Origin of the sequence: Croceivirga sp. JEA036 (assembly GCF_011882165.1) — a bacterium.
Classification (GTDB): Bacteria; Bacteroidota; Bacteroidia; order Flavobacteriales; family Flavobacteriaceae; genus Croceivirga.
Map to the genome: position 1 here is coordinate 105,852 of NZ_JAATON010000005.1, position 13,888 is coordinate 119,739.

General features: G+C 36.9%; 11 protein-coding genes. 1 reads left to right on the top strand and 10 read right to left on the bottom strand.

Annotated features, from left to right (window positions below; all coding sequences use genetic code 11):
- Positions 1-4: 4 nt before the first annotated feature.
- Genes HCO57_RS13550 through HCO57_RS13570 form a run of 5 tightly spaced genes read right to left on the bottom strand, consistent with a single transcriptional unit; the run spans position 5 to position 6,065 of the window.
- On the bottom strand, positions 5-1,273 hold the full coding sequence (locus tag HCO57_RS13550) for an adenylosuccinate synthase (RefSeq protein WP_167989465.1): 1,269 nt from the start codon (positions 1,271-1,273) through the stop codon (positions 5-7).
- Between the two features lie 11 nt (positions 1,274-1,284).
- Entirely contained in the window at positions 1,285-1,743 is a 459-nt protein-coding gene (locus tag HCO57_RS13555) for a Fur family transcriptional regulator (RefSeq protein WP_136950940.1), read from the bottom strand.
- A gap of 39 nt (positions 1,744-1,782) precedes the next feature.
- Positions 1,783-3,987, bottom strand: coding sequence for a RelA/SpoT family protein (locus HCO57_RS13560; RefSeq protein ID WP_167989466.1), 2,205 nt, complete (start codon positions 3,985-3,987; stop codon positions 1,783-1,785).
- A 44-nt stretch (positions 3,988-4,031) separates the two neighbouring features.
- On the bottom strand, positions 4,032-5,264 hold the full coding sequence (locus HCO57_RS13565) for a M48 family metallopeptidase (protein ID WP_136950942.1): 1,233 nt from the start codon (positions 5,262-5,264) through the stop codon (positions 4,032-4,034).
- Positions 5,265-5,267: 3 nt separating this feature from the next.
- Positions 5,268-6,065: a TrmH family RNA methyltransferase gene (locus HCO57_RS13570; protein ID WP_167989467.1), complete on the bottom strand. Its 798-nt coding sequence runs from the start codon at positions 6,063-6,065 to the stop codon at positions 5,268-5,270.
- A 72-nt stretch (positions 6,066-6,137) separates the two neighbouring features.
- Between HCO57_RS13570 and HCO57_RS13575 the strand changes: the two genes are divergently transcribed.
- Positions 6,138-6,941 (top strand): DUF6503 family protein, encoded by an 804-nt coding sequence (locus HCO57_RS13575; RefSeq protein ID WP_167989468.1) that lies wholly within the window; start codon positions 6,138-6,140, stop codon positions 6,939-6,941.
- On the opposite strand, the gene HCO57_RS13580 is transcribed toward HCO57_RS13575, so the two are convergent.
- The 5 genes from HCO57_RS13580 to HCO57_RS13600 form a co-directional block, all read right to left on the bottom strand.
- Entirely contained in the window at positions 6,942-7,763 is an 822-nt protein-coding gene (locus tag HCO57_RS13580; RefSeq protein ID WP_167989469.1) for an endonuclease/exonuclease/phosphatase family protein, read from the bottom strand.
- A gap of 91 nt (positions 7,764-7,854) precedes the next feature.
- Positions 7,855-9,147 carry an amidohydrolase family protein gene (locus tag HCO57_RS13585; RefSeq protein WP_167989470.1) on the bottom strand — a complete coding sequence of 431 codons (1,293 nt, stop codon included), beginning with the start codon at positions 9,145-9,147 and terminating at the stop codon, positions 7,855-7,857.
- Positions 9,148-9,160: 13 nt separating this feature from the next.
- Complete coding sequence (locus tag HCO57_RS13590; RefSeq protein ID WP_167989471.1) at positions 9,161-12,097, bottom strand: amidohydrolase family protein; 2,937 nt, start codon at positions 12,095-12,097, stop codon at positions 9,161-9,163.
- Positions 12,098-12,164: 67 nt separating this feature from the next.
- Positions 12,165-13,232: a DUF3810 domain-containing protein gene (locus tag HCO57_RS13595; RefSeq protein WP_167989472.1), complete on the bottom strand. Its 1,068-nt coding sequence runs from the start codon at positions 13,230-13,232 to the stop codon at positions 12,165-12,167.
- A 44-nt stretch (positions 13,233-13,276) separates the two neighbouring features.
- On the bottom strand, positions 13,277-13,873 hold the full coding sequence (locus tag HCO57_RS13600; protein WP_167989473.1) for a hypothetical protein: 597 nt from the start codon (positions 13,871-13,873) through the stop codon (positions 13,277-13,279).
- Positions 13,874-13,888 lie beyond the last annotated feature (15 nt).

Below are 13,888 nucleotides of genomic sequence, written 5' to 3' on the forward strand. Positions count from 1 at the left end.
TATTTTAACGTAGAATGGTCTGTAGTCTATCTGGTCCTACAGAAACAATCTTAATTGGAACATTCAATTCTTTTTCTAAATATGCAATGTATGCGTTCAATTCTGCAGGTAATTCTTCTGCCTTAGAAAGTTTGGTTAAATCTTCTTGCCAACCTTTAAGTTCTGTGTATACAGGAGTTACATATTCTGCTTCTATATTATACGGTAAATGTGTTATCTGTTCTCCTTTATAGTGGTATGCTGTACAAACTTTTATGGTGTCAAAACCACTTAGTACATCAGCTTTCATCATCATTAATTCGGTAACACCATTAATCTGTACGGCATATTTAAGTGCTACTAAATCTAACCAACCACAACGTCTTGGTCTGCCGGTAGTAGCGCCAAATTCGTTTCCAACACGGCCCATGGTAGCACCAGCCTCATCAAACAACTCAGTAGGGAATGGACCACTACCTACACGTGTAGTATAGGCTTTAAAAATACCAAGTACGCTGCCAATTTTACCAGGTGCAACACCTAAGCCGGTACAAGCCCCTGCTGCAGTAGTATTAGAAGAGGTTACAAAAGGATAGGTTCCAAAGTCAATATCTAAAAGAGAGCCTTGCGCACCTTCTGCTAGTATTTTTTTGCCAGCCGCCATGGCATCAAAAATGTACTGTTCACTATCTATAAATGTCAGTTTTTTTAAGGTTTCTACGCCCTCAAAGAACTCTGCTTCTAATTCATCTAAATTATATTGAATGTCTACATCATAGTAGGCAATCATTGCCTCATGTTTATCTGCTAGGGCTCTGTATTTTTCTTTCCAATCGGTAAATTCTAAATCGCCTACACGCATTCCGTTTCTGCCTGTTTTATCCATGTAGGTTGGTCCAATACCCTTTAAGGTAGAACCTATTTTTGCTTTACCTTTTGCAGTTTCTGAAGCTGCATCTAATAAACGATGTGTTGGTAGTATTAGGTGCGCTTTTCTAGAGATTAATAATTTAGCAACAAAGTCTATTTGAAATTGTTCCAAGTTATCTAACTCTTTTTTAAAAATTACAGGGTCTATAACTACCCCATTACCCACTACGTTCATAGCATTTTTGTGGAAAATTCCAGACGGAATGGTGTGTAGAACGTGTTTTATACCATCAAATTCTAAGGTGTGGCCTGCATTTGGACCACCTTGGAAGCGTGCTATAATGTCATAGTCTTTGGTTAAAACATCAACAATTTTTCCCTTGCCTTCGTCTCCCCATTGGAGTCCAAGTAATAAATCTACCATTAAGTTTGTGCTTATTTGGTTACGTTTTCTTCGTTTTTGTTTCTGGTGCCGTAGAAGTATAAAGAATGGTTGTTGATTTTAATATCAAAAACCTCTTCAATGGTCTTTTTAATAGATTGTATACGTGGATCACAAAATTCTACTACCTCTCCCGTATCGGTTAAAATAACATGGTCATGTTGGCGGTCAAAATAGGATTTCTCGTATTGCGCTTGGCTAGTGCCAAATTGGTGTTTACGCACTAATTTACAATCTAAAAGTAGTTCTATAGTGTTGTAAAGGGTTGCTCTACTAACTCTATAATTTTTAGTTTTCATTTTTATGTACAAGGATTCAACATCAAAATGCTCATCACTGGCATAAATCTCTTGTAAAATAGCGTAGCGTTCCGGCGTTTTTCTATGCCCATTCTCTTCTAAGAAGGCAGTAAAAACGTTTTTTACGATTTCCTGATTTTTATCGTTCCCCATAATAGTGTAACAATCAACCCAACAAAGTTACATCTTTATTTATATACGTACCACTTTATCAATACCGTTGATGCCTTTTAAATTGTCGATAAGTTTTTTTAGTATGGTCTTGTTTTTTACAATTACGGTGATTTTGCCAGTGAACGTTCCGCCTTCAGCACTAAAATTTAAATTACGCATGTTAACATGCATATTATCAGAGATAATGTTGGTAATCTCATTCATTAGCCCCAGGTTATCAATACCAGTAAGTTTAATGTCTGCGGAGAATTCTTCTTGGGTAGAGTCTATCCATTTGGCACTGATAATTCGGTACGCATAGTTAGACTGTAATTGTATGGCATTGGGGCATGTTTTGGTATGTACCTTTATGCCATCTGTGACGCTAACAAAGCCAAAAACTGGGTCTCCAGGGATGGGATTACAGCATTTAGACAGTTTATAATTTAATTTTTCTTCCTCGCTCCCAAATACGAGCATATCGTATTTTTGGGTTATTTCATCTTTGTCTAAATCTTCATTTACCTGAGTACGTCTTATCTTATTTTTAAAGAAATTGATAAACGCATTGTTATACGTAGAGGTAAAGTCTTTTATTTTTTGATTGTCTATAGCGCCATTGCCAACTCGGAAAAATAAATCTAAGCTAGTTTTAAGCTTAAAATAGTTCACCATTTGGTTCACTACATCTTCATTTAAGGTAATACGTTGTGAACGCAATTTTCTGCGCAACATTTCCTTACCCTCATCTGCAATTTCTTTTTTCTCTTCTCTTAAGGACGATTTTATCTTTGCTCTTGCCCGTGCAGTATGGGCATAATCTAACCAGTTCTGGTTTGGCTTGCTATTACCAGAGGTAATAATTTCTACTTGGTCACCACTCTTTAATTTGGTGTTTAGGGGTACCAATTTACCATTAACTTTTGCGCCCCTGGTTCGCATGCCAATTTCCGTGTGGATGTGAAATGCAAAATCTAATGGCGAGGCTCCTTTTGGTAAGGATTTTAGTTCTCCTTTTGGAGTGAAAACAAAGATTTCTTTGCTGTAAAGGTTTAATTTAAATTCTTCTACAAAATCTACAGCATTAGTGTTAGAACTCTCTAAAGCCTCTTGTAGGCGGTTTAACCATTCCTCAATACCCTGCTCGTTTTGGGCGCCATGTTTGTATTTAAAGTGAGCCGCGTATCCTTTCTCTGCAATTTCATGCATACGCTCACTACGTATTTGTACTTCTACCCATTTGCCTTGCGGTCCCATTACGGTAATATGCAGGGCTTCATAACCTGTGGATTTTGGAGAGGTTATCCAATCTCTTAAGCGTACAGGGTTAGGTGTAAAGTGGTCTGTAACAATAGAATAGATTTTCCATGCTAAGAATTTTTCATTTTTACGGTCAGACTTATAGATGATTCTTATGGCGAATTTGTCATATACTTCATCAAAACCAATATTCTGTGCCATCATTTTTCTTCTTATAGAAAAGATGGATTTCATTCGCCCTTTAATATGATAATTTAGGCCTTCATCGTCCAAAGCATCCTCAATGACCTTGGTAAAATCTTGTATGTAACGCTGTTGTTCTTCTTCGGTATCTTCAATTTTATTAAAGATGTCATTATACACCTCTGGTTCGGTGTATTTTAAACTTAGGTCCTCTAAGTGTGTTTTAATATTATATAATCCAATTCTATGGGCTAAAGGCGCATAAATATAAAGTGTTTCTGAAGCAATTTTAACCTGTTTATGCTCTGGCATGGAATCCATAGTGAGCATATTGTGGTAGCGGTCTGCAATTTTTATAATGATTACCCTAACATCATCATGCAGCGTCAGCAACATTTTACGAAAGTTTTCCGCTTGCTGACTAATATTCATGTCTTTTTTAAGGTGGGCAATTTTGGTAAGACCATCTACTATGCGGGCTACAGTTTCTCCAAATAGTCTTTCTAAATCAGCTAAAGTATATTCCGTATCCTCTACAACATCATGCAATAGAGCGGAAGCTATTGAAACAGCATCTAGACCAATTTCTGAGGCTACAATTTTAGCAACGGCTATTGGATGAAAGATGTAGGCCTCCCCAGATTTTCTACGCTGGTTTTTGTGGGCATCTACGGCAACATCAAAGGCAGAGCGTATCAATTTTTTGTCCTCATCGGTCAATGTTTGATAGCTAATGCGCAGCAATTCTTTGTATTGCTGTGCAATTTCTTTGTTTTCTTTTTCTATTGCAGCTTCCGTCATAGTAAATTAAAATTACGTCAATCTTTATTTGGAAGCAACAAAAATTATGCCTTAAGATTTCTAATGCGTTCTACAAGCGGAGGATGGGAATAATACATGAAAACGTAAGCTGGGTGGGGACTCAAATTACTTAGGTTATTTTTAGATAATTTTTTTAAAGAACTGATGAGCGGTTGTGCGGCATATGTTTCTTTGGCATAATTATCTGCTTGAAACTCGAATTTTCTAGACAGATAATTCATCACCAAACCAGTAAGGGTAGAAATAGGGCTGTATAGCAGTCCAAAAGCAAGTAGCGCAGCGTGGTAGCTTGGTATTTGGACTTTTATGGCTTTGGATAAATCTGGATTGTTGATGAATAACGAAAGAACAAAAAGGGTAAAACCTGTCGTTAATACAGATGCCAATAAGTTAACTACAATATGTCTTTTTTTATAATGCCCAACTTCGTGCGCTAAAACGGCAACTATTTCTTCTTGTTCCAAATCATTTAGTAAAGTATCAAACAAGGTCACGCGCTTTTGTTTGCCAAAACCAGAAAAATAGGCGTTGGCTTTAGTAGACCTTTTAGAGCCATCTATTACAAAAATGTTTTGTAATTGAAAACCAACTTTTTGAGCATAATTTTCAATCTTCAATTTTAATGTACCAGAACCTAAAGGTTCTTGCTTGTTAAATAATGGAACGATTAATTTGCTGTAAAATAAGTTTATAACAAGCATAAAGACTATAAAAACTCCCCATACGTAGAGCCAAAATTGAACACCAGCCCATTGTAAAAACCATATTAGAATGCTTAATAAGGCACTGCCAAAAACTATGGTTAATCCCCATCCTTTAAAAATATCTGTTACAAAAGTGGTTATCGTGGTTTTATTAAAACCAAACTTACTTTCTATTTTAAAGGTTTGGTAGTATGCAAATGGGATGGCAGCCAAGTTGCCTACAAAAAAAAGAATACCAAAAAATAATAAAGCTAGAACGTAGGGGTTGTCTGTATAAATACGTAAAGTTTGGTCTAACCAATTAAAACCACCAATCAATAGAAAAATAAGGGTGCTAAAAAAGGAAAACGCTTTTTGCAAAAAGCCAAAAGAATAATTGGCATTCTGGTAGTTTTTGGCTTTGCGGTATTCTTCTTGGTCAAAAACATCTGCCAGTTCTGGGGGAACTTTTTGTAGAAAGCTTTTGTGGTTTAATACCTCTAAAACCGTTTCAATTAAGTATTGTATCAGTAAAATTAATACGATACAATAAAAAAGGATGTTGGTATCCATGGTTTAGTTGAATCCGCGTTGGCGCTTCGCCTCAAAGATAAGAATTGCTGCGGATACAGACACATTCATACTATCAATTTCACCCTGCATAGGAATAATAATGTTTTGCGTAGAAGCTGCTAACCAATTGTCTGATAAACCTGTAGCCTCTGTCCCTACTATAATGGCAGCGGCTTTACTATAATCAATTTCTACATAATTTTTAGAAGCGCTAAGAGCAGCACAATAGATAGCAATATGCTTCTCTTTAAGAAAATTCAATATCTCTTTGGTAGACCCCATACCTATTTGTGTGGTAAAAGAACAACCTACACTAGAACGGATTGTATTGGGATTGTAAATATCTGTTTTTGGGTTTGCAATTAAAACCGCATCTATATTCGCCGCATCTGCCGTACGTAATAAAGCACCTATATTGCCTGGTTTTTCTGGAGCTTCTGCAACAAGGATAAGCGGATTGGCTGTAAGTTCTAAATTATTTAAAGTATGGCTTTTTGTGTGTGCTAAGGCTACGATACCTTCAGTGGTATCCCTATGTGCAATTTTTTGGTACACTTCTTTGCTCACCCCAATAACTTCTTTAGCCGGGTAATTAATTAGGATTGAAGTGTCTGTTAAAATTGCATCGCAAAATAATATAGTTTCTAGTTGATAACCGCCTTTTAGGGCTAAGGATAATTCTCGTATCCCTTCTATCATAAATAATCCAGATTTTTTACGTTCTCTAGATTTGTCCTTTATTTGTACGAGCTTCTTAACCAAAGGATTATTTGGGCTACTGATGTATTTGGCGCTTTCCATACGCCAAATGTACTTATTCCTGTAAACTATTCCAGTGCTTTACGACCAAAGCAAAAACTACAATAACAAAACATGAAACAACTTACGCTATGGGTGTGGGTACTTATTTTTGTATCCTGTCAACCTAAAAAAAAAGAATCTGAAATTAGCAATGTATCCGAGGAGACTACACAAAAAGAAGTTCCTCATAAGTATCCAGAAGCCTTAGAACAGGTATTAGAAGCGCATGGCGGATTGGTTAGTTGGAAAAAGCAACGCACCTTAAGTTTTACTATTCCAAAATCCGATAATGAAGAAGTACACACTGTCGATCTAAGAACAAGGATGGATAAGATTGAAACACCTGCGTATGATATAGGGTTTGATGGCCATAATCCATGGTTTTTAGCCAAAGAAGGAGCGTTTAAGGGTAATGCTGAATTTTACCATAACCTGATGTTCTATTTTTATGCCATGCCTTTTGTATTGGCGGATGATGGGATAAATTATGCAGAAACTGAACCATTGGAAGTTGAAGGTGTAATGTACCCCGGCGTTAAAATTACCTATAATGAAGGCGTTGGCACCTCTTCTAAGGACGAATATTATTTGCATTATGATGCCAACACATATAAGATGAAGTGGTTAGGGTATACCGTTACGTATAGGACTGGCGAAAAGTCTGATAAAGTGAGTTGGATAAACTATAAAGAATGGGATAGCTTTAATGGCGTAGTGTTACCTACAACTATAGCATGGCACAAAAGCGAAGGAAGAAAAATCATGGAAGAACGAAATGCAGTGTCGTTTAAGGCTATTAGTTTAAGCGAACAAGCCAAACCAATAGCGTTTTATGCTAAACCAGAGGCGGGTGAATTTTATGTAAAACCAGAATAATTAAAACTGTATTAGTATAGGTAAATGGTCCGAAGGGTAAAGTAAATTTGCTCTTCGGTCATCTATGGTGCGATAGGTTTTTGGTTTCAAATTTTTGGTCAGTATGTAATCAATTCTTCGGTCTAAAGGATGGGTTAGGTTAAATGCATTGTACGTACCAAAAGGACCATACACTTTTTCAGAGTTACGGTAGGCGTCTTCTAATTCTTCTATCAATATTGTTATTGGTGGTTGTTCTGGACTAGCATTTAAATCGCCCATAACAACAACTCGTTCCCCTTCTAGTTTAAGCGCATGTATAAGTTTTAGGATTAGTTTAGACGAAGCAATTCTTGCTTGCTCCCCAAGATGGTCATAATGGCAATTAAAAACATATAGGTCTTGACCTGTATTTTTTTCCTTAAAATGGGCAAAAGTGGTTATCCGTTCCATGGCGGCATCCCATCCAACGCTTACCTTTTCTGGAGTATCAGATAACCAATATGTTTTGGTCTTAATCAAAGATACCTTAGTAGTGTCGTAAAAAATTGGAGCGTATTCGCCCTTAGTATTTCCGTCTTCTCTACCAACACCAACATATTGATAGGCACTTAGATTGGAATCTAAAAAGGTTACTTGATTATTCAGGGCTTCTTGTACACCAAGTATAGTAGGTTGGTAAAAGTTAATCAATTGGGCAACTTCATTTTTTCTATGTTCCCACCAGTTTTCTTTATCCTCTGGATTGTTATATCTAATATTATAGGTCATAGCTGTAGTTTGCCCTAAGGCAACTAAAGTAATATTTAGTAGTAGAAGCGATGTTAAGATATTCTTAGTCATTTTTAGTCTGTTAGGTTGATTTTACACTACAAAAAAACCGATATGCCATAAATTATCAGCATATCGGTTTATTAATTTTAGGCTAAATCGGTTATTTTCCCGCTTCGTATTTGCCCATATAACGTTTCCATAATTTGGTTTGATGACTTTCTAAAGAAATATCTCTACCATCAATAAAGGCCTTATCTAGTACATTTCCTTGCATATCTAACGCATCGCCTTCAGCAATAAATAAGGTAGCACTCTTACCCACTTCTAACGTTCCGTAAGCATTATCTATGCCTAGAATTTTAGCGTTATTACCAGTGATGATTGCTAATGCCTTTTCTTTATCCATACCTTGAGCTACAATCTGCCCCGCATAAAATGGCAAATTCCTTGTTTGAAAGTTTGCAGCATCTGCATTTTGCATGCCTACCAAAAGACCAGCATCGGCCAAAATTTTTGGTAATTTGTAAGGATAATCATAGTCGTCATCTTCAAATAGGGGTAAGTTATGGGTGTGTCTTACCAAAACTGGAACGTCATGCTTTTTAAGCAAGTCCGTAGTGGCTGGCGCATAATACCCACCTACTAACACAACAGAAGCAATACCTGCAGCTTTTACGTTGGTTATAGCGTCTATAATTTCTTTTTCTCCATGAGCATAAACGTAAAGCTTTTTGTCCCCAGTAAATAAACCATTCATGGCTGCAAAAGCAGGATTTTCCTCTACAGATTTTCCTTTATTATAGGCCGCAGCATTAGCTAAAAATTCCTTTAACTGCGTTACGTTTTTATCATAATCTTTGTCTGGTCTGTATCCTCTAGGTTCCCCCATCCACCAGCGACCTCTACGGTAAGAACTTGGCCAGTTTAAGTGAACACCATCATCTGTCTTAACTGCAGCGTCCTCCCAGTTCCAAGCATCAAATTGCACAATAGAAGAGGTGCCAGATATGGTGCCTCCTTGTGGGGTAACCTGTCCAATTAAAACGCCATTGGGTCTCATGCTTTCTACTACTTGAGACTCTGCGTTGTACGCTATGATACTGCGTACATGCGGAATCATTTCACCTATTTCGTCTTGGTCTCTTGTAGGCCTAACTGCATCTATTTCTACCAAACCTAAAGATTTGGCTGGTGCAATAATGCCTGGGTATACATGTTTACCTTCTGCATTTATGGTTTTACCTAATCTTGCAATTTTGGTATTAGCACTGCCAACAAATTTTAGCTTGCCTTCTGCAAACATAATTAAGGAATTCTCTATAATTTCTCCATTACCTAAATGTGCTGTAGCCCCTTCTATGGATATGGGTTCTGATTGCGGTTGTGCTGGAGTTTGTTGTGCATGGGAATAGAAACCTAGGGCAATCACAACTACTGCAAATATTTTTTTCATTTCTGGTTGAATTTTAAAGGGTTTCACACTCAAACAATGGCTTCTTACGTTGAATAGGAGCTTGGGTTTTAGCACCGCTAGCTTTTTTATTTAGCATCATAGTAATTAGCTTAGCACGCTCAGCTTTTATCGCTTCTCTTTGTGCCTTGTCTTTTTCTATATCAAAATAAACGGCTCCTTCTATCAATGTTTTTTCAGCTTTAGCGTATACAGACATTGGGTAATCTGACCAAAGCACTAAATCTGCATCATTACCCTCTTTAATACTACCCACGTGGTGGTCTATATGTAATAGTTTTGCTGGGTTTAGCGTCACAGTTTTCCACGCTTCTATCTCTGACATGCCACCATATTTCATAGTTTTGGCCGCTTCTTGGTTTAATCTCCTAGACATTTCTGCATCATCACTATTGATAGCTACAGTAACCCCTTGGCTAGCCATAATTGCAGCATTGTAGGGAATAGCATCTTTTACCTCGTACTTATATGCCCACCAATCGCTAAATGTTGATGCGCCAACGCCGTGTTCTGCCATTTTATCTGCCACTTTATAGCCTTCTAAAATGTGCGTAAAAGTGTTTACTTTAAAACCGAATTTTTCGGCAACTTTCATCAGCATGTTAATCTCGCTCTGTACATAAGAGTGGCAACTAATAAAGCGTTCGCCATTGATGATTTCTGCAATTACTTCTAGTTCTTCATCTACACGGTAGGGCTGTCCACTTTTCTTTTTGGCATCGTATTCTTTTGCACGTTGAAAGTAATTCATAAACACTTGTTCAACACCCATTCTAGTCTGTGGAAAACGAGAATAACTATCCCAGTTGCTTTGCTTTACATTTTCTCCCAGTGCAAACTTGATGAATTTAGGCATATCTGGAAATAATAAATCATCTGCACCTTTTCCCCATTTTAGTTTAAGAATGGCAGACCTGCCTCCAATTGGGTTTGCGGAACCATGCAGCAATTGTATGGTAGTAACTCCGCCTGCTAGGTTACGATAAATGTTTACATCTTTAGGGTCTACCACATCTGCCATTTTAACTTCTGCAGAAGAGTTGTGGCCAGCCTCGTTGATAGATAATCCAGCAATATGGCTATGTTCGTCAATTACGCCAGCCGTAAGGTGTTTGCCTGTAGCATCTATAACTTTAGCATTACCAGCACCTAAGTCAGTGCCAATCTTTGCTATTTTTCCATTTTTAACTAATACGTCTGTGTTTTTTAGAATTGCTTCCCCAGTCCAAACCGTAGCATTCTTAAATAGTATATTTTCCGCCTTTGGCAACTCTGTATTTCCTAACCCTATGTTGGGATAGGTCAATTGTACTAACTCTGGTGAACTTGCGGTTGCTTTTTCCTTTTCTTTCTGTTGAAAAGATTTTTCTTGCGCAGCAGTAAATTGTGTGGATGTACCGTTGGGCAAGATTAGTTTCCCAGCAATGTTTTTGCTTGTGCCATCCACTTTTGCTGTGGCACGATATAAATCGTTTTCCTTAGAGAAGGAGAAGGTAAGCCAGTCTCCATCATAATTTATTTTTGAAGTAAGTTTAAGAGTATCTAGTTTTACTTCTAATTTAGGCTTACTTGCTTCACCAGAAATAGCTAAATTAAAGGTTTTGCCTTGTGCCTTAAGAACATAATCGCCACGAATGTCTACTTGGTCCATAGCATTGATTACGTTTTTTTCTCCTTGTACCCAGTTTTCATAGAGGGTAGTACTAGTTTCAAAAATATCACCAGAAGCAATTAAAAAATTAGCTTGCTTGCCCTTTTCTAAGGTCCCAATGGTACTAGATTTGCCAATAATACTAGCAGGTACAGTAGTAAGAGCCTCTAAAGCTTTGGTTTTAGAAAGACCGTAGGTAATTGCTTTGTTAATATTACTTAGAAAATCCTTGGTCTTTATGTCATTCAACGTAAAGGAAAAGATAACTCCATTTTCTGCTAATACTTTTGGATTAGACGGAGCTAAATTCCAATGGCGCATATCAGATAAGTTTACATATTTTGCAGCGAAAGGGTCTGTTACATCATAAGCCTCTGGAAAGTTTAAAGGTATAATTAAACGTGCATTAGTTTGCTTAACTTGGTCAATAAACTGATACTCATCTCCTCCTCCAAGTATAGTGTATTGAATTCCAAATTGGTCACCTACTTTATCTGCACGCATAATGTTACCGTTATCACCAGCCGCAAATATTTGTGGTAAGCTTTTGTTAGTTATTAAAGCTTCTATTGAGCGGTCTTTGGTAGCTACATTCCCTTTAGCATACCAGTCCATGTCATAATACAACTGTCTCATTAAAGCTGTTGCCCCCATAAGACTAGTTGGGTAAGATTGTCTAGAAGTTACACTTTTAGAAAAAGAAAAATATTGAGCGGATTCGTCTTCTAAGATACGGTCTGCATCATTGCCGTCCGAGTTTAAAGCTACCAAGACACCTGTACCTCTGGCAATGCCATCTTGCACGTGTGCATTCACAACACCAAAACCAACTTTGCGTAATTCTTCTGCTTTTTTATCATCAAACTTAAACTTTTCAATAGCTGCCATTTCTGGCATAATGTGGTCGTTCCAATAAAATCCTTCTCTGGACGGTCCGTATTGCGAGGCTCTGCCGCTACCTGAGGCACGTTTAGGTTTTTCTATTCCAAAATCCGAGTACACATCTATAAAAGACGGGTATATACTCTTACCTGCAACATCTGTTACAATGGTGTTTTTAGGAATACTTACTGTTGTGCCAACACTGACAACTTTGCCATTTTGGATTAATAAAGTGGCGTTTTCTAAAACCTGTGTTGGTGTTACGTAAATTTTAGCATTGGTAAATGCCCTGTAGTTGTTGTTCTTTGCTTTTACGCCTGTATTATTAGGAAAGTAATCTTGCGCAAACAAAGAAACACTGCACCAGAATACTGCTAGTGCTAGGAGTCTCATTTTCATTAGTGGAATTTATTTGAATTAGTCCCTTTAAAGGTAAACTAACACAAATAACTGTGCAAAAAGCACACTAAAATCCTTTAGCTTTATGATAATTAATCAATAACCCCACCACTTTATTATAACTATGAATACCATCTGCCTGTTTATTTGCTTTTAAGAAACTATTAAATAAGGCTTTGAAAATTGGCTCTGTGATGTTTTCATAATTATCCCAAAAGCTTCTAAGTTCTGCGTAATTCTTTTTTACACCTGGATTTAAAGTTGCCCATAAACGATTAAAATCAGATTCGCTTTTTGCACGTAGGTCAGACAAGCAGTAGGCTAGTGCATGGGAATATGCGGCATATTTAAAATACGGGTCCTTGTTATTAGCAGTCACTAAAAAACCAATAAAATTGGTAGCAGATTCAGAAGAATAACCAATTTGATGCCCCGCTTCATGTCCGCTGATGGTTGGGAATCTAAGAATTGGAATTTTACCGTTTACTTGAGCTTCATTAGTAAATGGATTTAGATAACCACCATAACCCATGTAAGTTAGTGGCAGGCTATATAATGATGTTTTGAGACTTTTAGGTTGATATTTAAATTCTGGATAGATTACAGATAACGATTTATAACCCGCTGTGGTTTTTTTGAAAACTTCTTTTTGGCTGTAAGGGATAAAAACAGCTAGAGCGGTGTCTTTTGTTATGTTAAATTGAAGTGTATTGGTTTTTTCTATCAAATAGGTATTAAATTCTACCAATTCTTCTAAAGTGTAGTTCCTTTCTATCCCTAATTTCTCTTCAATAGGTAGCCTATGGTAATTTAACCCCCAAAATAAGTGAAATATAAAATAACCAATAGATAACGAAACACCGGTATCAGTAAAAAAATGCAATGGAGCCTTCCATACGTTTTTGCCTTTTAAAAAGAGGTAACGTAGTAAAGAAAAAGCTAGAAGGGTGTAAAAAATGTCGCCTACAGAAAAGGGAATCCAACCAGTTAATACGCGTAAAAATGTGCTTATCCAAAGATATATACCTTCGGAATAATAGGTTTCTACAAAATTAGGGTAGTGACTAAGCAAACGTACTAGCACAATTTGTGGTAGTAGGGATAACGCTATAATCCGTTTTGTTTTTGTATTCATTAATACTAACGAAGCTACAACAACTAGTGCATTCTTCCAATTTGTTATTCTATAAAGACCGAAGAAACTTTGCCATTAAAATTACCCTCTTTTCTACTATGCAAATTTAGAATTAGGCCAAAGGTTTGGTCTCTATGTGCTTGTAGACTGATTGCTCCATTACGCAATTTGATTTTTCTCCCATTTAGCCGTACCTCAATAATTCTGTTACTTAGGTTGTAGTTATGATGCATATTGTCATCATCATAATCATCATCGTCTAATTTGTAATAATTAAAATTAAGGTTGTGTCTGTTGTATTCTTTTAGATAGATTTCCATTTGGTTGCCATCGTCCAAGAATAAAGAAATAAATATCTCGCCGTGACTCTCTATATTCGCTAAAGCGTCTTCTACATAAAAGGAATATACAGAACCATAATTTTGATGGGTAATTTTTCCTAAATTATGATGATTGCATTGAATAGTGCAGCGGTGCGGAACGGGTTGTCTTCTTGGGGGAGCAGGTCTTCTACGGTTAATTACAACTACTTCTGGAAGGTCTATTCCAATTTCAATATGGCCACCAATATGGACCTGCGCGTTGGTTGGGATGCAACTAAGTAATACAACTAGAATTGTTAATCTGGTAAGTATTTTCATTTACTTGATTTTACA